The following is a 24,442-nucleotide window of genomic DNA, read 5'->3' as shown; positions in this document are numbered from 1 at the left end:
ATTATGGAACAAAAATTGCCATTGCCACCTTTCACGTACGAAACAGCAATAGAGAAAATTCAATTAGCAGAAGACGCATGGAATAGTCAGGATCCGGAAAGAGTTTCAAAAGCATATACAATTGACAGCGAATGGAGAAACAGAAATCAGTTTGTAAACGGAAGAGAAGAAATTGTACAATTCTTAACGCAAAAATGGAAAAAAGAGAAAAATTACAAACTTAAAAAAGAATATTGGGCACATACAGAAAATAGAATCGCAGTTCGATTTGAATATGAATATCAGGATACTGAAGGAAACTGGTTTAGAGCCTACGGAAATGAAAACTGGGAGTTTGATGCAAATGGTCTCATGCAAAAAAGATTTGCCAGTATAAATGATCTTTCAATAAAAGAAGAAGAAAGAAAATTGTAAATAATTTAATTCATAGAGGGCGGTTCAGGAATCTTTACCGTCCTTTTTATTTTCTTAATCAATAAATAAAAAGTAATTCCTCCCAAAATGATAAGCAATCCAATTTGTAATTGACCAATCGAATTATTTCTATTGTACATCGAATTGGCAGCTGCGAGTTTTGCTTTTCCTTCCACAATTTGAATTTGTGATAAAGATTCTAATGTTTTTAACGCTTCAGCACTTGAGACGGCGATTTTATTCCAATTTTTGTTTTTAACTTGTAAATTTATTTCTTTACAAGCGCCTAAAAATACATCGAAGTGCTGTTTTTCTTTATTGGTTAAAACCGTTTTTGCATATAAATCATCAATGTTATGAATGATATCTAAAGTATGAATGATTTCACTTTTCTTAATATTATCACTCAAATCGAGTTTTTCGGCTTCGGCTTTTATAAAATGAAGCTGCTTTGAATATTGAAAAATGTAATGTGCAACAACTAATCTATCATTGTAAATTGCATTGATATTATCGTTTACATTTTTAGAATTTCTAAGCGTATTGAAATTTCCTAACAAAATAATTAGCATTACTATTAGTAGCACAAATGCGGCTTTGGCTTTGTTACTATACTTTTTTAAATCTTTCATAATGCTATTTTTTTGAAAAATTAGAAAAACGGAAAATCTTTATCAATTATTCTATTTTTGGTCATCTCTATATTTTTGATAGAAGAGACTGGTGAAATTTGGATATGTTTATCTCCTTTAATTAAGTAGAAATAATAAAGACTGTTATTTCCAATTAGGTACACTTCTTTAGAATCTCCTTCATTAAAATCCAATTTATAAATGTAATCTAAATCGTTGTTTTTTATCTTTTGCCTGCCCATATAGCCACCCGCAAATCCATAACCTAGAAAAAATGATAATAAAAAGGTAGCAAGAAATTTTATTGCAATACCATTATAGTAATTTTTGGCTTCTTCAATCGATAATAAATCTGTCGGCTTTAACTCAAAAGATTTTTGAATAAACTTTTTTTCTTTATTTTTTAATAAATAGTCAGGTAAATAATAATGAAGTACAAACAATGAAATTATTGAAAATAAAATAATAGGATTCGAGGTAAACTCAGCAATAGGGCTAATTAAAATATCCATTATCGTAGAGTATTTTAAAATGTTTATGCCGAAAAGATGATAGTATATGCTATCTTTTAATATTCCCATTATAATTAGAAACAGATAACCAAATGGTAATAATTTTTCTAAATTGTCTGAAATTTTCATTTATAATTTCTCCAGTTAAAGTTACATTAGTTTTTGGAAAGTAAATCTTTAAGAAAAGATTTACAGCTACTAAAATAGTGTTTTTTACTTACAAATTTAATGCAGAAATATGGTTTGTTGAATTTAGTTTTAGAATACTAATGTTTAGGAGCTTCTTCCTGCTGTTCGCTATATCTTTTTGTTTTTAAAGAAAAAACAAAAAGGATGCCGCTTCCATCAGGGCTAGGGCATTAGGATTATTTAATAGAATGTTTATTGTATGAAAAATTACTCTATAACCTAAATTTTTTGCCCTCTTTATAATTTAATGGAAAATTTGGACTTTTCACTCCAAAAGGTCCAGAACCATTTTCATTATAATAGTAATCATCTTTATCACCACTATATTTTCCAGAACATAATAGATTAAAAGTTGTACTTTTTCTACTTGATTTTAAAACGCTGATATCAATCCAAATTGGTATTTTATTGTTTCTATATAATAAATCTACAACTTCATTATCAGTTAAATCCAGTTTTATAATATCTTTTTCTTCAGGATATATCTCAAATTGCTTTACCCCGACAATATTACCAGCAACAGTAAGAATCACATTATACTTAAAGTCTGTAACTAATTTATCTTTGACATATCGTTCTGCAAATTTGAGAGCAACAAAACTTGCTCCTTTTAAACAAAATAAAAATTCTTCTTTTTTCATTTGCTGAAAATATCAAATTTATAAATCAGATTATTCTTCAATTACTTCTAGTTCACTTTGCCCTCTGAAAAATAAAAATTGGAAAAGTAAAGCCAAAACAATTGTCAAAATAGCGCCAATAAAATTCAGCCATAAATAACCTAGTTTTTCTTGCGTATAAATCATAAAGTAATAAATCACAAAAATCGTCAATTGACTAATGATGGCACTAATAAACATTGGTTTTGCTTTAACTCTTTTTAAATAAAAACCAACAAGGAAAATTCCTAAAACGGTTCCGTAGAAAATCGATCCGATAATGTTTACTAGCTGAATTAAATTCTCAAACAACGTTCCTACACAAGCAAAAAGGATTGCTATAATTCCCCAAAAAAGAGTAAAAAACTTCGTTACGTTCAAATAATGCTTTTCTGATTTTGGTGTTTTCTGATTTCTTTTGTAAATATCAATCGCCGTTGTAGAGGCCAATGCAGTTAATCCAGAAGCGGTAGAAGACATTGCTGCAGAAAGAATAACGGCCAATAGCAATCCGATTAGACCTTTTGGTAAATAATGCAGAATAAAGTGAAAGAACACATAATCTTTATCGTTAGTCTCGGTATTGTTATCTGCTTTTACAATTATTTCTTTTGCTTTGTCTCGTAAATCTTTCTCTTTATTAGACAACGCTACCAACTCTTTACGCAAAATAGGATTGTCATAATCTTGATTTAACTGATCGATATACAACAAGTTAATTACTTTTTTGTCTTCCGATAATTTTACTAATTTTTGTTCTAAAGCATGATATTCATCTTTATAAATCGATTTTTCAATCGCAATTTTATTATTTGGATTGAAATTTAAAGGAACCGGATTGAATTGAAAAAACACAAAAACCATAACTCCTGTCAAAAGAATAAAGAACTGCATTGGAACTTTCAAAAGGCCATTCATAATCAATCCCATTTGACTTTCACGAATTGATTTTCCAGACAAATAGCGTCCAACTTGCGATTGATCAGTACCAAAATAGGCAAGAGCCAAGAAGAAACCTCCTGTGATACCGCTCCAGATGGTGTATTTCTCTTCTGGATCAAAAGAAAAATTCACAATATCCATTTTATCGTTTGCACCTGCAATATGAAGTGCACTATTAAAAGTCATATCGTTTGGAAGGTAATGAAGAATCAAAAAGAAAGTGATAAACATTCCAGACATAATTACGAACATCTGCTGTTTTTGTGTAACGTTAACGGCTTTTGTTCCGCCAGAAAAGGTATAAATGATAACTAAAAAACCGATAATGATATTCATAACAGTCAAGTTCCATCCTAAAAGGGCAGACAAAATAATGGCTGGAGCATAAATTGTTAAACCAGTTCCTAATCCGCGCTGTACTAGAAACAGAATAGCGGCTAGAGAACGAGTTTTAACATCAAATCTTCTTTCTAAAAATTCGTAAGCCGTAAAAACTTTGCTTTTATGATAAAGAGGAATAAAGGTGACGCAAATTACAATCATGGCTATTGGCAAGCCAAAATAAAATTGAACAAATCCCATTCCGTCATGATAAGCTTGTCCTGGAGTAGATAGGAAAGTAATCGCACTGGCTTGTGTGGCCATAACAGAAAGGCCAACAGTATACCAAGGCGTTTCGTTGTTTCCTAAAATGAAATCTTCAACGTTTTTACTGCCTCGCGTTTTCCACGAGCCATATCCAACAATAAATAATAATGTTACAATAAGTACGATCCAGTCAAATAGCTGCATAGGTTATGAGTATAATTGCATGATTAAAACGAAAATAGCAATGTAAATTGCATTAACGACCAAAACGTAGGTATAGCTTTTTTTCCATTTTTTTGTTTTTTTCGTTTCCATAGTTTATTGCTTTAATTCTTGTTTAGGAGCTTCAATTGGCTGTTTAAGAGAAATAATATTCGATAATAATCGGTAAGCGCCAGAAACTCCTTCTGGTAATTCTCTAAAGAAACTTAAACCCGTGTAAATGTAATATCCTTTTCCGTAAGGTGCGACTAATAATGCACCATCTTTTGCCGATTCTCCTTTATCGTGAGAAGAAATAATAGGAGTGAAGGCCGCATCGTATTCATTTGGGTAATATAAACCTTGTTCTTGTGTCCAGCCTTGAAAATCTTTTTCTGAAATTTTATTTGGCGTATTCAAAACAGGATGATTTGGTGCTAAAAAAGTGATTTTTGCATTTTCTTCCGTAACACGATCGTTTGATAATTTTAATGGATAAGGCGCAATTTTATCGGTTACTAATTTTCCGTTTGTGTTGTATTGCACAATCATATTTTTTCCGCTTTTTACAAAATTGAAAAGAATATTTTGTTTGTTAGCCAAAGCATTTACAGTATTGTAAGCACGTATTCCAGTAATAACAGTACTAAAAGAATCTAACTTTTCAGGGGTGATTTCTTCTGGTTTTAGAATAGAAACTTTATATCCCATTTGGGCCAAGCTTTCAGGAACTTCATCTCCAGCACCCATGATATAAGCAATAGCATCTCCCGAAGTTTTTAGGTCAATTCGAATACATTTTGATTCTGCGTTCTTTAAAACCATTTGTTTCGTAATATGGTTAAAGTCTATAATCGTCTGATCTTTATCAAAACGTTTTCCATCAACAATGGCTATACTTTTTACCATCGCTTCTTCAGGATTAACAGGAGGAGTTACTTCAAAATAAAATATCTGTTCATTGCCTTTTTTATCTAAATCAAAGGGAATTTCTTTTGGAGAAACTGTCCAGCTTTTTGGTAATTCTAATTGTAAATTTCCTTTTACATTATCTTTTCCAGCACGAACTTTAACTGGAATCATTTTGCTTTTGGTATCCCTAAAAATCAAAACTTTCTCTAAAATAGAAGTGGTAATCTCAGGAACTATATCAAGAAAATTATACATTTCTCCTTTTACACCGTCGTTGTATTTGTAAACAATAATACGTTCAAAAGGAATTTCGGTGTCATTAATCTTAACATTAAAAACGACTTTAGTTTCTCTGATAATATCTGGAATTCCAATAATTTCTTGATTAGAAACAGTGTACATTCCAACTGTTGCTTTTTCCTTTAACCAATACGGTTGCGTGTATTCTATATTTTCTGGAAGTTGCAGTTGAAGATTTATTTTTTTATCGCTATTGTTTTTTAAATCAATATTTTGAGAAATGGTCTTATTATCAGGTAAAGTTTTTATGCTAACTAATTGCATATCAATACTACATCTGTTAATAGCTTCAAGATACAGTTTAAGAGTGCTTCCAGGAGTCGCTTCCTGCTCATTTGCAACAGCTTCAAGGTATAAGCCAGAACAAGAGGCAATTATATTTTTAATCGCTACAGATTTAATAGCTTTCCAATGATCATCTTCCAAAGCTTCAATCATGGCGTAAGCTTTTACTAAATCAGGAATACTAGCCGACGGTTTGTTAAAATCATATTTTGAAATAATTGAAGAAATCAAATCACCGATTGGTTTTCCATTTTTAACGCGGTTCCAGCTTGTATCAATACCATCAAATAAATTATCACGATTTTTGGGTGTTTCACCGTTAATTAATTCTAGGTATTCTGTTTCTTCACCACGTACTCCTGTGCTTCCAAAACCTTGTGATTGATGACGGCTTCTGCTTAATGCTGCTATTTCCTGATTCGATTTTCCAATTCCATTATAATAAACACCAGTTTCTAGCTTTGTAAATTTAGCTTTATTGGCAGCATCAAATTTTTCCTGACTTCCATAAAACCACCATGACGGATTGAAAAATTGGCGTTTTACTTGCCAAGGAGCAACATATTTTAATTGCTCAGGATATATTTTTGGGTCGTTGGTCAATTTAAAACTTTCAACACTTAACATTGCTGAAGATGTATGATGCCCGTGTGTAGTTCCTGGTGAGCGATGATCAAATCTATTGATAATAATATCTGGCTGAAATTTTCTAATAGTCCAAACTACATCGGCAAGAACTTTGTCTTTATCCCAAATATCTAAAGTTTCGTCAGGATTTTTTGAGAAGCCAAAATCATTTGCTCTAGAAAAAAATTGTTCGCCTCCATCAATTTTTCGTGCTTCAATTAATTCTTGAGTTCTTATAACTCCTAATAATTCGCGCAATTGCGGACCAATTAAATTTTGACCTCCATCGCCACGAGTTAAAGATAAATAACCAGTTCTGGCATTCATATCGTTTGCTAAATACGAAATCATTCGGGTATTTTCGTCATCAGGATGCGCTGCTAAATAAAGAACAGATCCTAAAAAGTTTAATTTTTTAATCTGATTGTAAATTTCAACTGAATTTGGTTTTTGTGGCTGCTGCGCAAACGAAATCTGAAAACCTAAAAAAAATAAAAGAAAGATTTGAATCTGTATTTTTCGCATGTTAGAGGTAGATGTTTTTGAAACTGTTCCAAAAATACTAATTATTTTATGGAAGATTATTTAAATGAAATGTTAATGCACAATAATTATACCTTATTTTTGAGAATAAAACAAAAAAGCTGTTAGAAATTAATCTAACAGCTTTTTTATTTATAAGATATAAGTGATTGGAACTTATAGTTTTATTTTAATTTATTTTCAGTGTCTTTATAATTCCCTGTAATGGTAACATTGCTTCCTTTGGTTACTTTTCCGTAAATAGTAATAGACGAATCGTTTCCAATAAAGTTGATTTTAGCACCACTGTTTAATCTCAAATCTCCCCAAATTACAACTGATCCTTCTATGTTTAAAACAGATTCGCTGTTGAGGATAAGTTCTGTTGGATTGGTTTGCTGGTATTTTCCTTGAGATAAACTTCCTCTCATATTGAATGTACCTTTACTGTTTAAAGTCAAATTACTAAGAATAGCAATTGAACCGCAATGTGTTAAAACAGCACCAGAGTTTATAATAGCTGAATTAATAGCTGTTGCACCTTGGTAAGATTTAGTTTCATTAGAATTTAAGATTAAATTGCTGCCTTGGTTATAAATACCATATGAAGAACAACTTGCAAATGTAGTGCTTGGTTTTTCTAATTTAATGATTTTTAAACCGCCTGTACCACTAGCAACATATATGTAATTACCACTAGATTTTACATAGTTTGATGAACCAGCAATTCCTAAAGAACCTAATAAACTAAGTTGAGTGGCAGATTGATAAACATTAAGTCCAAGAGCTCCATTTGCAATAAAAGCGTAACCGTCATTAAAAGAAACCGCATTAGTAACATTATCTTCTCCAGCAACTGGAATTCCGATAGTCTGTAATTTTGATCCGCTATTGATGTCATAAACTCCTAAACCATTTCGTCCCTCAGAAACAAAAAGTTTTGTTCCGTCGATGTCCATAGTTCTCTTTGCACCACTAATATCAGTAGAAGTTGCAAAAGTTTTTTGCAAAGCTAAAGTCGATTGGTTGTAAATATTTACTCCTTTAGTTCCGCTTAAAGTCACTACTTTGTCAGTTGTTAAAGCAATAGAACGTAAGTCGGCAACAGCAACTTTTCCTGTAACAGCTTTAGTTGAAGTGCTCAATTTGAATAAACTTCCATTGTCTCCTGTAACTGCAAAATAATTAGCTGTATTTGCAGCGACGTCTGTTGTCACTCTACTTTCTAAATAATTTGTTTTTATTGTATTGGTAAGTAATCCGGAACTTAAATCCATATTAAACACAATTGCAGGATTTCCTGCAAGCTGAGAATCTTTATCCACATCTTTTGCTGCACCAATAATTAAACTGTTATTGACATAAGTAAGAGAAGTGATATCCGTATTTGGAATCAAAGCAGAAGTAACTAATTTTGGTTTGTAAGGATCAGAAACATCAATAACATCGATTGCTCCAGAATAAACATCGCCTCTTGTGATGTAAGAAACGTAAGCGTAATTTCCATTTACTGTTACATGGCTTGCTTGAAGTGTTCTTCCGTTGGCATCAACAGGAGGCTTTACTTCGGCAATCTGCACTAAGGGTAAAGTTGTAATTGCAGTTTCTGTACTTTTTCCAGTAGCTGAAACATTTTCAATTGAAATAACACCAGAATTAGTTAGGTCAAGTCTCTGATTTAAGGTAGTTTGATCTGAGTTAATTGTAATGTTATTTACCGATTGGCTGTCGTTTCCATCATTATTATCGTCACAACCTATTAAAAGTGACATTGCTAAAAATGAAAATAAATAAACATTCTTTTTCATAAAAATTTTGATTTGAGTTTAAAAATTCGCTGCAAATATATATCATAATCACATTAAACAAAGGTTAATATTTAAAATAACTCAATTGAAGCCATTGTTGTTCAGTGATTTATATTGAAGTTACAATATTTTGACAAAACTTGGAAACTAAAAAAGCAAAAAAAAAGAGAGTATCGTTTCTGATACTCTCTAGCGCTAAAAATTAACATTTTAGCATTATCTTCTTCCTCTACCGTGGTCGTGATCATCATGGTGATGGTGATCATCATGTCTATCGCGATGTTTATCGTGTTTATCATGTTTGTCGTAACGTTTGTAATCTCTTCGATCATTATAACCATAAACCGGTCTTGGTTTGTATGGTCTTTGTGGCGCTCCGTGGTATCCTTTATAGTATTTTACTCTATGGCGATCAAAGTAAGCATAAGGTGTTCTACCATGGTAATCAGTTAAAACTACTTTGTAACCACCGTATAAATCATAGTTTCTGTATTGTCTTGGTAAATAGGTTGTTCTAACCCATTTTCCTCTTCCAAAATAAATAAACTGAGAAGCTCTTACATCATAATACGCTTCAATATCTGGCAAGTAGTAATATTCCATTTCGGCATATCCTGCAGGTCCCCAAGCTGGCGGAGTACCTATATTAACGTTAATCGATACTTGGGCTTGCGTGGCATTTGCAACCATTAGAAATAATCCAGCGATTGCTAATTTTATCGTTTTCATCTTTTTTAAATTTTTAATGTTAATCTTGAAAAGGAGTATTCACATACTGTGCCAAAAAAAATAATCATGCATTTTGTCGAGTAAAAAATGTATTTCGTCGAATTATTTTTTGATTTGTTTAACACTTAATTTTCTGATATTAAGTGTTTTATTTAAAGATGAAAATTTTAAAAAAAATTACTGATAATTGACAACTCTAGGCTTATTTAACTCAAAACTTTGCATTCTGTAATCTGTAGTTTCAAATGTATTTGTCTTAAATACATTATCCCCTTGCTGCGGAATGCTCGGGTAATAAGAAATTGAAAGCTGAAAAGAACTAAAAACCAAATAGTCATTGCTTACCAATAAACCTAGAGTAATTTTAGAATATGGCTTACTTTTGGTCATAGCGATTTCTGGACTTCCTAAAACGGCTATCGCGTAATTAAAAAACGGATTTAAACGAAAACCTAATAAAGAATGCGGAGAGTAGGTTTGTGTTTGAAGTGAAAGAACGGCTTTGCTGGTTCCGTACAAAGCTGTATTAAAGCCCGCTAAACCATTTTGTTCGTTAATATTAAGCTGATCTCCCATAACATCATCACGATTTATTCCAACAACAAATTTCGGATTTACGAATTGTCTCAATTTCCAATTTCCAATACTGTATAATTTTGTAAAATAGTTTGATTCAAACAAAAATGCAGTTTGATAGGTCTTGGATTGATGAAAGAAAGTTCCAGCCTCAAAGTTCATACTTAAAAAACCTAAACGATAGTAATTACCAAAAGAGAATTGTGCGCCAACATACGGCCGCCAGAAGGTGTTTTTATACTGATAACCAAACGTAAGTCCGTAAACACGCCCTATCGGTACGTCTTCGGTTTGGCCATTTCTAAAGATGTATCGATCTTGAATAAATTTTCTGGTATTCAGTCCTACACCGCTTAAAATTAGTTTTTCGCTAGAATAGAAATTATCAGGATCGTAAACTTCGGTAGGAGATTCGGTGAAATTCTTATTTAAAAAACGAGTGGTTACAACAAGATTCGTAATAGCTTCGTGCTGATCTTCAAATATTTTAAAAGCACGCCCAGCCCAAAAATCCTGAGATTTGTATTTTACCGGCTGAAAGGCAAAAGTAAGATCTGGCGCTTGAAGCGTATCTCTTCTATAATATTCATCTACATATACGCCACCTGCCCATTTGGTTAAAGGTGAATAGAAGTCTCGCTCTACATTAATACTTTTAATATAATTGTTATCCAAATCCATTCTGTAATGGAGCACTGTACCGATATAAGTGTTTTTTATATTTGGAACAGTATAAGTTGCTTCGTTTGCATTTCTACCATCATCAAAACGGTTTGTAAAACGATATTCCAACTGCTGTCCAGAACCAAAAAAATCTTTCTCTTTAAATCCAACAGAAACCTGATTACTAGAAATAGAAAACTTCGGAATTGTGCTCCAGGAGTCCAGCACACGAATTGTTACGTCTACAGAATCTGATGCAACACCAACGGTCTGATTAGAAATACGAACAGCTGTAACATAGCGTTGCGCACGAATCAAACGTTCAGATTCCAAAATTTTATAGGTATTGTACGGTGTGTTTTTTTTGAAAAGAAGTAAATTATAAATTGCTATTTTTTTTGTTTTTAAATGGAGCCTATTACCGGTTCTCTCTCCCCAGTTTTTTGGCATTTGTGCTGTATCTGCAACAGAATATCCAAAAGGATCTAATGTTATGATGTTTATTTTACGAATAATTTTTCCATCATAATGCGTCGAATCAATTGGTACCAGTAATTCTTCCTTTTTCTTTGATTTCTTGGATCTAAAAAATAGCTTGTGCATAGTCTGCGTAAACTTATTTTTTTTAGAATAGTTTCGAATTCTATTGTAAATTTCAGTCGTGTCTTTTTTGTTTTGTGCGGCTTTTTTTGCCTGCTGTACCTGAGCATATCCTCCTTGTAAACACAAGCACAATAAAATAAGAAATAATATTTTTTTGTTTACAGACATTAGGATAGTTATTCTACAGATAGTTTTATTGTTTATGAATTTAAGGAATAATAAAGAGATTTTTAGATTCCTCTTGTTTAATTTTCAATAGTAACTTTTTTTGCTCTCCATCTAAATTTGCGCGGAACATGATTTCCCATCAAATAGCCCCAAGGAGCGAGAGATTCAATTCGGTCAAAGATTATTTTTAGAATGGCTAAAAGTGGAATTGCTAAAAACATTCCGGCAATTCCTGCTGCTGCGCCTCCAATAATAATTCCCATAATGGAAACAAAAGCATTGATTTCGACTTTTGAATTAATAATTAACGGCACAAGAAGATTATTATCAATAAATTGAACAATTACATTAACAATAAGAATTCCTAGTATCATAGAAAATTCAGCAGATCCGGTTAAGGAAGCCAAGACAGTAATAATTCCGGCAATTAGAATTCCGATGTAAGGAATCAAATTTAGAATTCCTGTTATCAATCCCAATAGAATAAAATATTTGATGCCAATAATCCATAATCCTAAACTTGTCAGTACCGATACAACGATCATTTCGATAATCAAACTAACAATATAATTGTTTATCGAAACTTTTATTTGAGAAAGAATATCCACCAAAACAGGATGATTTTCTTTGCGGATTAATTTGGCCAAAAACAGTTTAAAATGTTCTTTATATATTAAGAATAAAAAGGTGTAAATAATAATTATAGTGCTATCTAAAAGTACGTCGCTCATTGATATAATAAATGAGCCTAATTTAGCCTGACCCGTTTTTACAGAATCTTTGGTAACAGAATCCAAATATTTTTTCTGATCTCCGATGCTTACTTGGAAGTTTTCTCGTACAAATTTATGAATTTCTATAATAAAAGAATTGGCATTTTTCTTTATAGTTTCAAAATCATTGGCCATATAAGTCACTTGATACGAAATGAAAATCAAGATTCCGACGATGATTGATAAAAAAACAGCAAGACAAACAAGTGCAGCAAGATGCCGAGGAAACTTGAATTTAGTATTCAAAAAAGTAAAAATTGGCAACAGTAATACAGCAAATAAAAATGCCAGTAAAACGGGTGTCAAGATATCTTTTCCGGTACAAAATATAAATGCAAAACAAATTAAAGTAACAAGAATAAAGGCAAGTTTTGCATAAAAAGGTAAAGTAATAGGTCGAGTCATTTTTAATGAGGTTTAGCTAGATTTATTAAACAAATATTACACTTTATTTGTCTTTTTATGTTCTAGCTTTTTTGCCTGCACTTATAAAATTCCCATTCTATATCTTAGTCAAAAAATTCTCTTTCTTCGTATTTTGCAGGTATTATAGAAATTCCTTTTTGAAGCAAAAGATTGTTTGGAAAAATTATTTTTTCTCCTTCTTTCGTTTTTAAACTTACATGAAAAGTATTAATATCTTCAATTTCAGCTTCAATAGGGAAATCTTTATCGTGTATTTTTATAGTATCTCCAATTCTAAAAGGAAAAGAGAAAAATAAAATCATTCCAGAAGTCACATTACTTAAAATAGACCATTGTGCAAACATTGCCACACCTATAACGGTTGCTATAGAAGAAATCGTAAAGAAAATATCCTCAGTTTGAACGCCCCAAATTACGATTAAACTAGTCGTTACCAAGATATTCATTAAAATATTAATGTATTTGATAACCAAATTGGTACGATCCTCGAACAACTGACTTGTAGCGGCGAAACGTCTTATTAGATTAGCAATTACTACTCGAAGTACAATTAATACTGCTATAAGAATTACGGTGACTAAGATTTCGCGGCTATACTCTTTGAAAGAAAACATAAATAAATTTTTACACTAAAGTAGTCAAAAATTTGTAGACTTTTGCTGTCGGAAGTCCCATAACATTGGTATAAGATCCTTCAACTTTTGCAACTGCCATAAAACCAAACCATTCCTGAATACCGTAAGCACCAGCTTTGTCGTAAGGTTTGTAATTTTCGATATAATATAAAATAGCTTCGTCAGATAAATCATTAAAAGTAACTTTAGTGATATCGTGCAAAAGAGTAGAGGAGTCACTAGTTTTAAAGCAAACAGAAGTAATAACTTCATGTGTTGTATTCGACATTGACTTAATCATTTCAAAAGCTTCTTCGGCATTCTTTGGTTTTCCTAATGCCTTATTTTGATGCCAAACAATAGTATCACTTGTTACTAAAATTTCATTTTCTTTTAATTCACCTTCAAAAGCTTTTGCTTTAAGTTCGGACAGATAATCAGTAATTTCAACTGCTTTTAATTCAGGAGGATAGATTTCTTCTATATCCTTTAAACGAATTTCAAAATCAAGATCTAAATCCTTGAAAAACTGCTGTCTGCGAGGTGAACCTGAAGCTAGGATGATTTTATATTTTTTTAATTTTTCTTTAAGCATTGTATTTAATATTTAGGGCAATAACCAAAATAGATAAAATTCCGAAGAATAAAATAAGTTTTAAAATAGTACTCAAATGATGAAAATCTTTTTGAGTTTTGGCACTGAAAATTTTTACAATAAAATATAATAATGGAGCTAAAACGGTAGCAAAAGCATAAAATATAACAATGTAAAGTTTATTCTGCATGAAATATGTATTACTGTAAAGCGATAAAAGAATAAAAGCAATTATTGCGAATCCTAAAGCAATTTTAGCAGCTCTATTAATTCCGATTGCAATCGGTAACGTATTCATTCCTTGATTGTAATCTCCATTTACATCTTCTATGTCTTTAATGATTTCACGGATAAAATTAATCATAAAAGCAAATAATGCATAGTCTGTCAAAATAGAAAAAAGACTAGCCATTAGAGCCTTATTTTCAGAAGTTGTAACTGGAAAAAGGTCAAAAACACCAATTATTAATACGCTTGCGGCAAGAAGTACAGCGACAACAACATTGCCCAAAATCATAATTTGTTTTAAACTGGTGGAGTAGAAATATAACAAAGAAGCGATTAAAATGAAAAGCGAAGCAAAAGTTGGTTTCTGAATGATGTTAGAAAGTAAAAAACCAATTCCAACTCCAGAAACATTTAGTGCAATATAAATATTGAAAGCTGTTGTTTCGCTAATTCCTTTTCCAACAACTACATCATTTGGTTTATTAATGCTGTCGGTTGCAACGTCGTAAATATTATTAATTACATATCCCGCGGCAGCTAATAAAACCGTACTTAAAACTAATAATCCGTATTGCCAGTCTGACAATGCTAAAGGAATTTCTTGCTGTTTTAAAAAAGCATAACGAAAAAGAAGTTGCATAAAAGCAAGCATCAAAAGATTTTGGTAACGAATTAGTTTTAGGAATTTCATTTTTTTGAGGTTCTGAGTGGCTAAGATGCTAAGGTTCTAAGTTTTTATAACTAACAATTGATAATTCACAATTATTAATCGTGTTTTCCATTAAAATATTCCATCCATTTTCCTTGCACTTTCATCACTTGTTCGATAACATCTCTTACAGCACCTCGTCCGCCTTTTACGTGCGAAATGTAACGGCAGATATTTTTAATTTCCGGACTTGCATCTTGCGGACAAGTTGGAAGCCCAACTAATTTCATTACATGAAAATCAGGAATATCATCTCCCATATATAGCACATTCTCATGTTTAATATTATTTATTTCGACGTATTCATTTAGCGTTTTTACCTTATCAGGAGTTCCTAGATGTATATCGTTTACTCCTAAATTACGCAAACGAATGCGAACTCCTTCATTGCTTCCGCCAGAAATAATGCACACTTTGTAACCACTTTCAATTGCTGCTTTAATGGCATAACCATCACGAATATTCATTGTTCTTAACATTTCGCCTTCGTTGGTCACAAAAACAGAACCGTCAGTAAGTACGCCATCTACATCAAAAACAAATGTTGTGATGTCGTTCATTATTTCTTTATAACTTTTTGCCATTATCTTGTATAGATTGTGTTAGAATTTTATAGATTTTTTTTTTGTTTTCGTCTTGTAAAAATGCTAAATGTGCTTCGGTTGTATTCGAATCGTGACGTTTAGCAGGACCAGTTTGTGCATCAGCAGGATCTAGCGTGTTTATTTTGTCTGCAGTTTCTGTTATTAAAGGTCTTAAAATAGCAAAAGGAAGCTGATTTTCTTCACAGATTTCTTGTCCTAAATGATACAGATGATTGGTAAAATTATTCACAAAAACAGCGGCTACGTGCAATGCTTTACGCTGTTCAGAATTTATCGAATAAACTGCTGTAGAAATGCTTTTAGCAGTTGTTTCTAAGATCTTAAAATCGGCTGTATTTTCTGCTTCGAGACAAAATGGAATTATAGAGAAGTCAACCTCTTTGGTTTTAGAAAATGTTTGAAGAGGATAAAAAACACCGCGTCGGTTTTTCTCATTTAAAATTGTCATTGAAGAAGTTCCTGAAGTATGAACCACAAGCTGATTATTAAAAGGAAGTTGTTCTGAGACTTCGCTGATTGCATTATCTGAAACAGCAATTATGTGTAGGTCAGCTGTTTGTAATTCATTGTAATCAGTAACAATTTTTTCAAAATCAATTAAATGATGAATGGCTTCTGTTTTTCTTGAAAAAACCTGTTTAATTTCAACAGTTTTACTTGCACTAAAAGCTTTTATCAAATGCTGTGCAACATTGCCGGAGCCAATTATATTTATCTGAATCATAAAAGCAAAATTAGTATTATTTTTTTAATGCAATGAGCCCCTAAAGTATTGATAATGGTTTTTTAGAATTTTTATTGTTAGAAAACGCTATCTTTTTCATTTTGAATAATTAGTGTTGCTTGATAATATTCAATAGATATCAAAAACAGTTGTTTTTTGTAAGCTTTAACTTTCTCTATTATCAATTTGTTTGAAAATTAAGCCTTATTTTTGGTTTTTATTAACAAAACTGCGAGTCTGCAAATCAACATTTTTAAGTACTTTTGTGCCACTTTTATACAATGTAATTCCTAAGAAATGGATAAAAAAATATTCTCTTTTTTGTTTTCTACACGATTAATGGCCGTTCTTTTTTTAACATTCGCAATTGCAATGGGTGTTGGAACTTTTATCGAAAGTAAATACAATACCGATACAGCCAGAATCCTAATTTACAATACTTGGTGGTTTGAGGCAATTATGGTCATCTTTATGCTTAATTTCTTCGGAAATATTAAACGTTATCAACTGCATAAAAAAGAAAAATGGGCAACACTTTTACTGCATCTTTCTTTTATTTTTATCATTTTAGGGGCTTTTATTACTAGATATATCAGTTATGAAGGTGTCATGCCGATTCGCGAAGGTTCGGCAGAAAATCAGATTTATTCAGACAAGACATTCTTAACCATTTTTGCAGATGGTGAATATAAAGGAGAAATGAAACGCAGGGTTTTTGAAAAAAGCCTTTTGCTTTCTCCAGTTACCAATAATGATTTTACTGTTTCGGGAAAATTTGATGAAACTCCTTTTGAAGTGACGTATTCTAAATACATTATGGGAGCAAAAGAAGTGGTTAAACCAGATGCAAACGGAACATTATATTTAAAATTAGTTGAAGCGGGAGCAGGCGGACGTGAAGAACATTATTTAAAAGAAGGTGAAGTTCAGAACATCCATAATGTTTTATTTGCTTTAAACAAACAAACTGACGGCGCTATCAATATTAATACAAAAGGTGAAAAATATACCATTCAGACTCCATTTGAAGGGGAGTTTATGCGAATGGCAGATCAGTTCAAAGGGAAAGTCACTAAAGATGATGTTCAGCCTTTGATGATGCGTTCTTTATATAGTATTGGTGATATCAGAATTGTTTTTCCAGATCCTCCAATGAAAGGAAAAGTAGATTATGAATCTAATAATGATTTTAAAGCGAAATCTCATACAGATGCCTTAGTTGTAAAAGTTAAAGCGGAAGGCCAGGAAAAGGAAGTAATGCTAATGGGGTCTAAAGGACAAGTTGGAGAAGCTAAAACAGTTAAAATTGGGAATATTGAATATTCTTTATTCTTTGGAAGTAAAGCTTATGTTTTGCCTTTTAAAATAAAATTAAATGATTTTATTGCTGATAAATATCCAGGAACAGAAAAAAGTTATTCTGCTTTTGAAAGTAAAGTAACGGTTCAGGATTCAGCAGAAACGTTCAATGCAGATATTTACATGAATCATGTTTTAGATTATAAAGGTTATCGTTTTTTCCAATCTTCATTTGATCCAGACGAAAAAGGAACGGTTCTTTCTGTAAACCATGACTTTTGGGGAACTAATATTACTTACTTTGGATACTTTCTGCTTTACATAGGTTTAATGGCAATTATGTTTACAAAGAATTCTCGTTTTGGAGATTTGAAAAAGAAACTGGAAAATATTCAAAAGAAGAAAGAAAAATTAATTACTATTTTAATTTTATTGATTAGTTTGAATGGTTTTGCGCAACAATCACCGCACGTTCACTCACATAATCACGAACACGATCATGCACATTCTGCAGATCCAAATGATCACGCTAATCATGTGACAGCGCCACCAAGTAAAAAGCAATTAGATTCTTTATTGACTATTTATAAAGCACCAGAAGCTCACGCCGCAAAATTTGGACGTTTGATTATTCAGGATGCAGGAGGAAGAATGAAGCCTATTAATACGTTTTCTTCTGAACTACTTCGTAAAGTAAGTCATAATGATACCTATAATGGAATGAATTCTGATCAGGTTTTCTTATCCATGACGCAATATGCTCAGGTTTGGATTCAGATACCGCTTATTTACATTAAACCTGGAAATGACAGTATTCGTAAAATTATCGGAATTGATTCTAAAGATAAATATGCTCCATTTGTTAAGTTCTTCGACGAAAACGGAAATTATAAACTTTCTAAATATTTAGAAGAGGCTTATAAAGTTGCAAATCCGAATAATTTTGAGAAAGATTATATCGAAACAGATAAAAAAGTGAACTTAATGGAATCTGCTTTAAGCGGAAGTATTTTAAAGATTTTCCCAGTTCCAAATGATCCAAATCACAAATGGGTTTCTTTCTTAGAACGCGAAAGTGCTGGTTTTAAAGGAATGGATTCTACTTATGTAAAGCAAATTTTGCCATTGTATTTTAGCGCTTTAAATAATGGTTCTATTGCGAAAAATTTTGATACGGCAGATAATCTAGTAGAAAGCATTAATGGTTTTCAAAAGAAATTCGGAGCCAAAGTAAGACCAACTGAAGAAAAAATCGACGCTGAAATAGCTTATAATAAGTATGATGTTTTTAAAGTATTGCCTTATTGGTATATTACGGTATCGATCTTAATGTTGATGTTTACGATTATAAATATTTTCTTTGATAAGAAATGGCTTCGTATAACAGTAAACGCGTTCCATATTATGGTTGGATTGTTATTTGCGATTCATACCTTAGGATTAATAGCACGCTGGTATATTTCTGGGCACGCGCCTTGGAGTAATGCCTATGAATCAATTGTATATGTAGCTTGGTCAACAATGTTTTTCGGATTGGCTTTTGATAGAAAATCAAAATTAACCGTTGCTTCATCAGCTTTTGTTACGGCTATGATTTTAATGGCGGCATACATGAACTGGATTGATCCTGAAATTGCAAACTTACAGCCAGTTCTTAATTCATATTGGTTAATGATTCACGTTGCAGTTATTGTGGGTAGTTATGGTCCAACTGCATTAGGATTTATTTTAGGTTTCGTAGCATTAGTCTTGATTTTCTTTACAACAGATAAAAACAAAGCCAAAATGGAACTTCATATTAAAGAGGTAACCTACATCAACGAAATGGCGTTAACGATTGGTTTAATCATGCTTACTATTGGAAACTTCTTAGGTGGACAATGGGCAAACGAAAGCTGGGGACGTTACTGGGGATGGGATCCAAAAGAAACTTGGGCTTTAATCTCGATTATGCTTTATGCCTTTGTAATTCACGCTCGTTTTGTTCCAGCTTTAAGAGGAGCTTGGACATTCAATTTGATGAGTATGTTCGTTTTCATTTCCATCTTGTTTACTTATTATGGAGTAAACTTCCATTTAGTTGGTTTGCACTCTTACGCAAGTGGAGAAGCGCATTCTTTAAGCTGGGTTTACTACACATTTGCAACTATTTCTCTAATAGGATTAATTACATATCCTAAATACAGGAAACATTTCAAGAAAAAAGAAAAAGTAAAAAAATAAATAATTATTGATTCGTAGAAAAAAGCTCAGTTTTACACTGAGCTTTTTCTTTGAGCTTAATTCAAAAAGAAAATAAATATTTATTTGACTCTAAAAATTTTGCTTCTCTAAGGCTAAAAAAAAAGGAACTCTCTCACATGAGTAGTTCCTTTTTTCAATTTTATACATATTTTAAGTTTAAACTTTTCCTAAAGTATAAAGCTGCTCCATTGTTGGTGTTAGACTTCCTCCAGCTGGTTCCAAAGTAATTCCGAAAGCTTCTGCAGAATCTGTTTGACTCACAGCAAAGATTTTCTGTGAATTCCCCTCAAAATTATCCAGTAAACCAATGCTAGTTGGCGTAAGAACCGGACTTAGCTTAAGAGACCAAACTTGGTAAACCATACCTTTTGGAGGTGTTGGCAAACCGGCAGCATCTATATAGGTTGTTTTAGTCTGCTGATTCCAATATACTTTTGCGAAAGATTTTGGAGAAACTGCCTGACCGCCAAGTGTAACTCCAGTGTTTTTGATATCTCTAACAATATTTAAGTTTTTCTCAGTCTGCTTATTTTGCTGATCTAAGAAAGCATAATCTCTTTGTATTTTGTTTTTTTCGTTTCCAACAGTAGAGATTGCTTCTTTTGTTTTTGTCAGTTCCATAGTTTGATATCCTAAACCTAACAATAATAAAACAGCGGCAGCCCAACCAATATACTGAGAAGATTTTGATGCTGGTTTTAAATCGAAGACTTTACCATGTTTAAGTTCTAAACGTGCTTTTATCTTTTGAAAGTTTTCTACAGAGTGGAAAGGAGAGAAGCTTGATGATAATGCAATTATCGCTTTTTCTATCGAAATAATTTCCTGATCAACTTCAGTATTCTTTTTTGCCAGTTCGGCAATTTCTAAATTTTCTTTTTCACTCAGTAAGCCGTAAACATACAGCTCTAATATACCTGATTCTATATATTCTTGTGCTTCCATTATATTTTTAAATAATTACGTAAATCGTTAATACAGTTTCTGTTTTGTGTCTTGATAGTTCCCAGTGGCATTGCCAATTCTTCTGAAGCTTCTTGCTGGGTATATCCTTTAAAGAATAACAAATTAATTATTTCAATACATTTTGGTTTTAGTTTCTTTACGAATTCCTGAATTCCAATTGCATCAATCTTGTGGGTTAATTTATTACTCTCATCTAACAGATTTACGAAATTATCTGAGGAAAGGTTTTTTTGACTGTTATTAAAATTTTTTGAACGGAGTTTATCAATAGAAGTATTTCGAGCAATATTAAGGATCCAAGTGTAAAATCGGCCCTTGCTTTCGTTATAAGAATCGATGTTTTTCCAAATTTTCACAAAAACATCTTGTAAAACATCTTCTGCTTCTTCTCGATTTTTGATTAAGACATGAATGACTGAAAACAAACTTTTAGAATACATGTCGTATAAATGTGTAAAAGCTTTTTCGTCTTTTTTATAAATTAAAACTAACAATTCTTCTTGACTCATAGATTTGGATTTTTAAGTTTAAACATTAAAAGTTAGATGTTATTGGGTAACTGTTATAAAGGTAAATTATTTTTTTTTATTTTTTTTTATTTTTTTTTGTAGTCCTAAACCTAGAAAAATCAAGGGTTTGAAAAAAAATGTGATTTTTTTTACATTTTTTTAAAACCAAAAACAATCCAGTTACGTAAATGTAATTATAAACGTGAGAATGATCTTGAGAAATTAAGAGATGAGTTCTTAAATAATAAAACTGTTGTTGAGTCCAATTTTAAAAAGGGAATTATGGATAGCAAAATAATTAAAATAGTTATAGTTGGTTTGACAACAGTTTTAGCATTGTGTACTTTTTCTAAAAATGATTTTTTAAAAGATATTACGCAATGTCAAAATGAAATAAAAACAAAATGGATTAAATAACAGCAAATTATGAATCTGTTGAAATTATTCGTTTTGCTTGTTTTTATTCTGTTTTTTATTTCAATATATAAGCAGTAGATAGGTAAAAAAAGATATAAAGAGATTAGTAATTTTTAATAGTTGATGCACTCGGACTTCCAGACCGAAGATTATTTTAATATGTCATAACAATTACAAAGAGTTTAGATTAGATAAATACAAGCCATTTGAAAATATTTTGAAAAAGGTGTGACATTTAGGGGTTAAAATGATTTTCACAATAACCGAGGCATCAACTTCTTAAAAAGTAAAATATATTTTATTATAAAAGATTGCATAATAATTAATTCATGGTTTGATTTGTTTGTATGGGGGGAAGCCTAACGTCTGATTAACGTTAGGCTTCATTTTTTATTTAACTTTTGATTAGCAAAATTTAAATAAAGAAAATAGTTTTAATGAAATCTATTTTAGCTAATTTTATAAAAAATTATCAGATGAAAAATATAGCAATTTTAGTTTGCAGCGCACTATTTATGATCGCTTCGCAAATTCAGGCTCAAACGAGCCATAAACCTAAAAAAGAAGTTATGGCAAAACAAAACATTTATCAATTTAAAGTTGAAGACTTATCAGGAGATACTTTTGACTTTGCATCTCTAAAAGGAAAAAAAGTCATGATTGTAAATACGGCTTCAAAATGTGGCTTAACACCTCAATACAAAGATTTAGAAGCTGTTTACAAAGAATATAAAGATAAAGGTTTTGTAATTGTTGGTTTTCCAGCAAACAATTTTGCTTCGCAAGAACCTGGAACTGCTAAAGAAATTGAAACTTTCTGTCAGCAAAACTATGGTGTAACTTTTCCTATGATGAACAAAGTTTCTGTAAAAGGAAGCGATATGTGCGAAGTTTACAAATTCTTGACGGAGAAATCTAAAAATGGTTTGCAAGATTCTGAAGTAGAATGGAACTTTCAAAAATATTTGATCAATGAAAAAGGTGAATTGGTAAAAGTAATTAAACCAAGAACTCTAGTAACAGATCCGGAAGTTATTAATTGGATTAAAAGTTAAACTATAACTATCTAAACCCAAAAAATCCACAAAATTGAATATTTCAATTTTTGTGGATTTTTTTTGTAGCTGTCAGACTGAGCGAAGTCGAAGTCCCGATTGCTGAATCACTTTGCTTGACTTCGACTTCGCTCAGTCTGACAAAACATATTTTTTTGCGGTTAAATTAAACCAAAATCAACTGCATAAAAACCAAATCCAACCAATGATCAAACTTATAGCCAACTTCACGAATTGTTCCCGTTGCAACAAAGCCAAATTTTTCATGAAAAGCAATACTTCCAGCGTTATCGGCATCAATAGCGCCAATCATTACGTGATAACCTTGTTCTTTTGCCAAACGAATTAATTCTGTTAAGAGTTTAGAGCCAATGCCTTTTCCAATAATACTATCTACAACATAAACAGAATGTTCTACAGTATATTGATAGCCTATTTTTTCACGAAACTGTCCATAACTTCCAAAACCAACCACTTCGCCTTCTAAATCAGCAACAACGATCGGAAGATTTTTTGCTGTTTTATCTTCAAACCATTTTTTTTGAACTTCTAAAGTCTGAATTTCGTAACTATAATTAGCTGTTGTATGCAAAATAGAGTGATTTACAATTTCTAATATTTTCTGTAAATCGCTTTCAGTTGCCGGTCTTAAAGTAATGCTCATATTAATTTCTGTAATTATTTTTTGTTTAGTTCTGCTAGCAAAGCATCGGCCTCTTTAGAATCCCAACCCATTTCTTTGGCAATTGCTTTGGCTTCTGTAGCGTATTCTAAAGCTTTCTTTTTGTCTTTTATTTTGTAATAAAGTTTAGCCTCGAGTAAATTTCCGTCATAAGAATCATTTAATTCTAGAGAATGATTTACCCAAAAAACAGCTTTTTTTAAACTTTCGGTGTCATTAATATGTTTGAAATAGGTGTTTCCAATATCTTTTAAAAAGCTAGCATCATTCCAAACTAGTTTTTGTGTGTCTTCAAGAGTCACTTTTTTATAAAAATCCCACTTTTCAGTTCTTTCAGCTAAAGTCAAATCATACTTAAAAACCAAAGAATCCGTTTTTTGCAAACGAATAGATTTGGCAATTTCTCTTTGTTTATAATAATTTATAGTATCTAAATTATCAACCAGCGGGCGCAGTAATTCATTTACAATATTTTCAATCTTCTTATCGATTCTATTTTGTGAAGCCACTGCTGCAAATTCTTTTTGGTGCTGTAAAACAAATTGAAATTCTCTTGATTTTATATCAGTCACGCCATTTGCAATAACTCTCCAATTTAATTCGCTAATTAATTGTTTATCAGATTGTGTGTTTAAATAAATATGTGTTGCTGGCGATAATTCTGTTCTGTCTTTTCCTTTTTTTAAAGTGTTTAAATAAGTGAAAAATTTATCAGAATTGCTAGGATCACCCATAAATTCTTTCTCTAAATAAGGCAATTGCATTTTTGGATTTAGTGCATATTGAAGCTCATTTAAGAATTCAGCTTTTTTCATTTCCCCTTTTAAAGCATATACTAAATTTTCGTTCGAATCTAAAAACAAAAAAGTCGGCAACGATTTGGTGTTGAATTTACTCTTTAGAGCAATTCCTTCTTCCTTTTCAACATTCTTGTAAGTGCAGATAAAATTCTTATTTAAAAAATCTTTTACAGCTGGATCGCTTAAAACTTCGCTTTTCATCAAATTACAATGCGGACACCAATCTGCATATAACATAACAAAAAGTGGTTTTGCTTCTTTTTTAGCAGTTTCTAAAGCTGTTTTGTACGGAATATCAATAGGAACAAATTGATTTTGAGAAATTACGGTTTGAAAAGTGATTGCTAAAAAGGCTATAAATAAGAAACGCATATCGAGTTGGTTTTTATTAATTATTCGATTTTACAAATATATTTCCTTTTTCGTGAAAGAGCCTTAATATATTCCTAATTATAATTTAAATGAA

22 protein-coding genes are annotated in these 24,442 nt (G+C 31.5%); 4 read left to right on the top strand and 18 right to left on the bottom strand.

From position 1 onward, the window contains the following. Nucleotides 1-3 precede the first annotated feature (3 nt). A complete protein-coding gene (locus LL966_RS20950) occupies nucleotides 4-414 on the top strand; it encodes a nuclear transport factor 2 family protein (protein WP_229355967.1) in 411 nt (136 codons plus the stop codon). 5 nt (nucleotides 415-419) lie between these two features. Here the strand turns inward: LL966_RS20950 and LL966_RS20945 are convergent, their stop codons facing one another. The 14 genes from LL966_RS20945 to LL966_RS20880 all read right to left on the bottom strand — a co-directional run bounded on the left by LL966_RS20945 (nucleotide 420) and on the right by LL966_RS20880 (nucleotide 16,004). Continuing rightward, nucleotides 420-1,046, bottom strand: a complete 627-nt coding sequence (locus LL966_RS20945) for an MCP four helix bundle domain-containing protein (protein WP_229355965.1) — start codon at nucleotides 1,044-1,046, stop codon at nucleotides 420-422. Between the two features lie 20 nt (nucleotides 1,047-1,066). Next, nucleotides 1,067-1,687, bottom strand: a complete 621-nt coding sequence (locus LL966_RS20940) for a hypothetical protein (RefSeq protein ID WP_229355963.1) — start codon at nucleotides 1,685-1,687, stop codon at nucleotides 1,067-1,069. A gap of 272 nt (nucleotides 1,688-1,959) precedes the next feature. Beyond that, nucleotides 1,960-2,388, bottom strand: a complete 429-nt coding sequence (locus tag LL966_RS20935) for a hypothetical protein (RefSeq protein ID WP_229355961.1) — start codon at nucleotides 2,386-2,388, stop codon at nucleotides 1,960-1,962. 30 nt (nucleotides 2,389-2,418) lie between these two features. Beyond that, entirely contained in the window at nucleotides 2,419-4,140 is a 1,722-nt protein-coding gene (locus LL966_RS20930; protein WP_229355959.1) for a sodium:solute symporter, read from the bottom strand. 114 nt (nucleotides 4,141-4,254) lie between these two features. Continuing rightward, on the bottom strand, nucleotides 4,255-6,786 hold the full coding sequence (locus LL966_RS20925) for a PIG-L family deacetylase (RefSeq protein WP_229355958.1): 2,532 nt from the start codon (nucleotides 6,784-6,786) through the stop codon (nucleotides 4,255-4,257). A gap of 182 nt (nucleotides 6,787-6,968) precedes the next feature. After that, on the bottom strand, nucleotides 6,969-8,591 hold the full coding sequence (locus tag LL966_RS20920; protein WP_229355956.1) for an LVIVD repeat-containing protein: 1,623 nt from the start codon (nucleotides 8,589-8,591) through the stop codon (nucleotides 6,969-6,971). Between the two features lie 216 nt (nucleotides 8,592-8,807). Beyond that, a complete protein-coding gene (locus LL966_RS20915; RefSeq protein ID WP_229355955.1) occupies nucleotides 8,808-9,320 on the bottom strand; it encodes a hypothetical protein in 513 nt (170 codons plus the stop codon). Between the two features lie 177 nt (nucleotides 9,321-9,497). Beyond that, nucleotides 9,498-11,330 (bottom strand): BamA/TamA family outer membrane protein, encoded by a 1,833-nt coding sequence (locus LL966_RS20910; RefSeq protein WP_229355954.1) that lies wholly within the window; start codon nucleotides 11,328-11,330, stop codon nucleotides 9,498-9,500. Between the two features lie 77 nt (nucleotides 11,331-11,407). Beyond that, a complete protein-coding gene (locus tag LL966_RS20905) occupies nucleotides 11,408-12,508 on the bottom strand; it encodes an AI-2E family transporter (protein WP_229355953.1) in 1,101 nt (366 codons plus the stop codon). Nucleotides 12,509-12,612: 104 nt separating this feature from the next. Then, nucleotides 12,613-13,143 carry a mechanosensitive ion channel domain-containing protein gene (locus tag LL966_RS20900; protein ID WP_229355952.1) on the bottom strand — a complete coding sequence of 177 codons (531 nt, stop codon included), beginning with the start codon at nucleotides 13,141-13,143 and terminating at the stop codon, nucleotides 12,613-12,615. A gap of 10 nt (nucleotides 13,144-13,153) precedes the next feature. Then, entirely contained in the window at nucleotides 13,154-13,738 is a 585-nt protein-coding gene (locus tag LL966_RS20895) for a Maf-like protein (protein ID WP_229355951.1), read from the bottom strand. Next, a complete protein-coding gene (locus LL966_RS20890; RefSeq protein ID WP_229355950.1) occupies nucleotides 13,731-14,657 on the bottom strand; it encodes a geranylgeranylglycerol-phosphate geranylgeranyltransferase in 927 nt (308 codons plus the stop codon). The genes LL966_RS20895 and LL966_RS20890 overlap by 8 nt, the downstream gene beginning before the upstream one ends. Nucleotides 14,658-14,731: 74 nt before the next feature. Then, complete coding sequence (locus LL966_RS20885; protein WP_229355948.1) at nucleotides 14,732-15,259, bottom strand: KdsC family phosphatase; 528 nt, start codon at nucleotides 15,257-15,259, stop codon at nucleotides 14,732-14,734. Continuing rightward, nucleotides 15,243-16,004: a Rossmann-like and DUF2520 domain-containing protein gene (locus tag LL966_RS20880; protein WP_229355946.1), complete on the bottom strand. Its 762-nt coding sequence runs from the start codon at nucleotides 16,002-16,004 to the stop codon at nucleotides 15,243-15,245. Before LL966_RS20880 ends, LL966_RS20885 begins: the two co-directional genes overlap by 17 nt. A gap of 297 nt (nucleotides 16,005-16,301) precedes the next feature. Between LL966_RS20880 and ccsA the strand changes: the two genes are divergently transcribed. Next, the gene (gene ccsA / locus LL966_RS20875) at nucleotides 16,302-19,526 is read left to right on the top strand and encodes a cytochrome c biogenesis protein CcsA (RefSeq protein ID WP_229355944.1); all 3,225 of its coding nucleotides are present in this window, start codon (nucleotides 16,302-16,304) and stop codon (nucleotides 19,524-19,526) included. 177 nt (nucleotides 19,527-19,703) lie between these two features. On the opposite strand, the gene LL966_RS20870 is transcribed toward ccsA, so the two are convergent. Continuing rightward, nucleotides 19,704-20,492 carry an anti-sigma factor gene (locus LL966_RS20870; protein WP_229355942.1) on the bottom strand — a complete coding sequence of 263 codons (789 nt, stop codon included), beginning with the start codon at nucleotides 20,490-20,492 and terminating at the stop codon, nucleotides 19,704-19,706. Next, nucleotides 20,492-21,022: an RNA polymerase sigma factor gene (locus LL966_RS20865; RefSeq protein WP_229355940.1), complete on the bottom strand. Its 531-nt coding sequence runs from the start codon at nucleotides 21,020-21,022 to the stop codon at nucleotides 20,492-20,494. Before LL966_RS20865 ends, LL966_RS20870 begins: the two co-directional genes overlap by 1 nt. A gap of 282 nt (nucleotides 21,023-21,304) precedes the next feature. On the opposite strand from LL966_RS20865, the gene LL966_RS22765 reads away from it, so the two are divergent. After that, nucleotides 21,305-21,439, top strand: coding sequence for a hypothetical protein (locus LL966_RS22765; RefSeq protein ID WP_262909502.1), 135 nt, complete (start codon nucleotides 21,305-21,307; stop codon nucleotides 21,437-21,439). Between the two features lie 476 nt (nucleotides 21,440-21,915). Beyond that, nucleotides 21,916-22,494, top strand: coding sequence for a glutathione peroxidase (locus LL966_RS20860; RefSeq protein WP_229355938.1), 579 nt, complete (start codon nucleotides 21,916-21,918; stop codon nucleotides 22,492-22,494). A gap of 166 nt (nucleotides 22,495-22,660) precedes the next feature. Here the strand turns inward: LL966_RS20860 and LL966_RS20855 are convergent, their stop codons facing one another. Both LL966_RS20855 and LL966_RS20850 read right to left on the bottom strand, forming a co-directional pair. Further along, nucleotides 22,661-23,158 carry a GNAT family N-acetyltransferase gene (locus tag LL966_RS20855; RefSeq protein ID WP_229355936.1) on the bottom strand — a complete coding sequence of 166 codons (498 nt, stop codon included), beginning with the start codon at nucleotides 23,156-23,158 and terminating at the stop codon, nucleotides 22,661-22,663. A 14-nt stretch (nucleotides 23,159-23,172) separates the two neighbouring features. Beyond that, a complete protein-coding gene (locus tag LL966_RS20850; protein ID WP_229355934.1) occupies nucleotides 23,173-24,348 on the bottom strand; it encodes a thioredoxin family protein in 1,176 nt (391 codons plus the stop codon). Nucleotides 24,349-24,442 lie beyond the last annotated feature (94 nt).

The sequence above is a fragment of the Flavobacterium chungbukense genome (genome assembly GCF_020805785.1).
In the GTDB taxonomy this organism is placed as follows: Bacteria; Bacteroidota; Bacteroidia; order Flavobacteriales; family Flavobacteriaceae; genus Flavobacterium; species Flavobacterium chungbukense.
Note: the sequence above shows the minus strand (reverse complement) of the source record. Positions and strands in the feature narration are given on the sequence as shown.

What these genes read in the sequence shown, in the direction of transcription:
- LL966_RS20855 (WP_229355936.1), bottom strand. Translation starts at nt 23,158, where the DNA reads ATGAGCATTACTTTAAGACCGGCAACTGAAAGCGATTTACAGAAAATA.
- LL966_RS20850 (WP_229355934.1), bottom strand. Translation starts at nt 24,348, where the DNA reads ATGCGTTTCTTATTTATAGCCTTTTTAGCAATCACTTTTCAAACCGTA.
- LL966_RS20945 (WP_229355965.1), bottom strand. Translation starts at nt 1,046, where the DNA reads ATGAAAGATTTAAAAAAGTATAGTAACAAAGCCAAAGCCGCATTTGTG.
- LL966_RS20950 (WP_229355967.1), top strand. Translation starts at nt 4, where the DNA reads ATGGAACAAAAATTGCCATTGCCACCTTTCACGTACGAAACAGCAATA.
- LL966_RS20915 (WP_229355955.1), bottom strand. Translation starts at nt 9,320, where the DNA reads ATGAAAACGATAAAATTAGCAATCGCTGGATTATTTCTAATGGTTGCA.
- LL966_RS20905 (WP_229355953.1), bottom strand. Translation starts at nt 12,508, where the DNA reads ATGACTCGACCTATTACTTTACCTTTTTATGCAAAACTTGCCTTTATT.
- LL966_RS20910 (WP_229355954.1), bottom strand. Translation starts at nt 11,330, where the DNA reads ATGTCTGTAAACAAAAAAATATTATTTCTTATTTTATTGTGCTTGTGT.
- LL966_RS20895 (WP_229355951.1), bottom strand. Translation starts at nt 13,738, where the DNA reads ATGCTTAAAGAAAAATTAAAAAAATATAAAATCATCCTAGCTTCAGGT.
- LL966_RS20940 (WP_229355963.1), bottom strand. Translation starts at nt 1,687, where the DNA reads ATGAAAATTTCAGACAATTTAGAAAAATTATTACCATTTGGTTATCTG.
- LL966_RS20865 (WP_229355940.1), bottom strand. Translation starts at nt 21,022, where the DNA reads ATGAGTCAAGAAGAATTGTTAGTTTTAATTTATAAAAAAGACGAAAAA.
- LL966_RS20880 (WP_229355946.1), bottom strand. Translation starts at nt 16,004, where the DNA reads ATGATTCAGATAAATATAATTGGCTCCGGCAATGTTGCACAGCATTTG.
- LL966_RS22765 (WP_262909502.1), top strand. Translation starts at nt 21,305, where the DNA reads ATGGATAGCAAAATAATTAAAATAGTTATAGTTGGTTTGACAACAGTT.
- LL966_RS20900 (WP_229355952.1), bottom strand. Translation starts at nt 13,143, where the DNA reads ATGTTTTCTTTCAAAGAGTATAGCCGCGAAATCTTAGTCACCGTAATT.
- LL966_RS20935 (WP_229355961.1), bottom strand. Translation starts at nt 2,388, where the DNA reads ATGAAAAAAGAAGAATTTTTATTTTGTTTAAAAGGAGCAAGTTTTGTT.
- LL966_RS20885 (WP_229355948.1), bottom strand. Translation starts at nt 15,259, where the DNA reads ATGGCAAAAAGTTATAAAGAAATAATGAACGACATCACAACATTTGTT.
- LL966_RS20890 (WP_229355950.1), bottom strand. Translation starts at nt 14,657, where the DNA reads ATGAAATTCCTAAAACTAATTCGTTACCAAAATCTTTTGATGCTTGCT.
- ccsA (WP_229355944.1), top strand. Translation starts at nt 16,302, where the DNA reads ATGGATAAAAAAATATTCTCTTTTTTGTTTTCTACACGATTAATGGCC.
- LL966_RS20925 (WP_229355958.1), bottom strand. Translation starts at nt 6,786, where the DNA reads ATGCGAAAAATACAGATTCAAATCTTTCTTTTATTTTTTTTAGGTTTT.
- LL966_RS20870 (WP_229355942.1), bottom strand. Translation starts at nt 20,492, where the DNA reads ATGGAAGCACAAGAATATATAGAATCAGGTATATTAGAGCTGTATGTT.
- LL966_RS20930 (WP_229355959.1), bottom strand. Translation starts at nt 4,140, where the DNA reads ATGCAGCTATTTGACTGGATCGTACTTATTGTAACATTATTATTTATT.
- LL966_RS20860 (WP_229355938.1), top strand. Translation starts at nt 21,916, where the DNA reads ATGAAAAATATAGCAATTTTAGTTTGCAGCGCACTATTTATGATCGCT.
- LL966_RS20920 (WP_229355956.1), bottom strand. Translation starts at nt 8,591, where the DNA reads ATGAAAAAGAATGTTTATTTATTTTCATTTTTAGCAATGTCACTTTTA.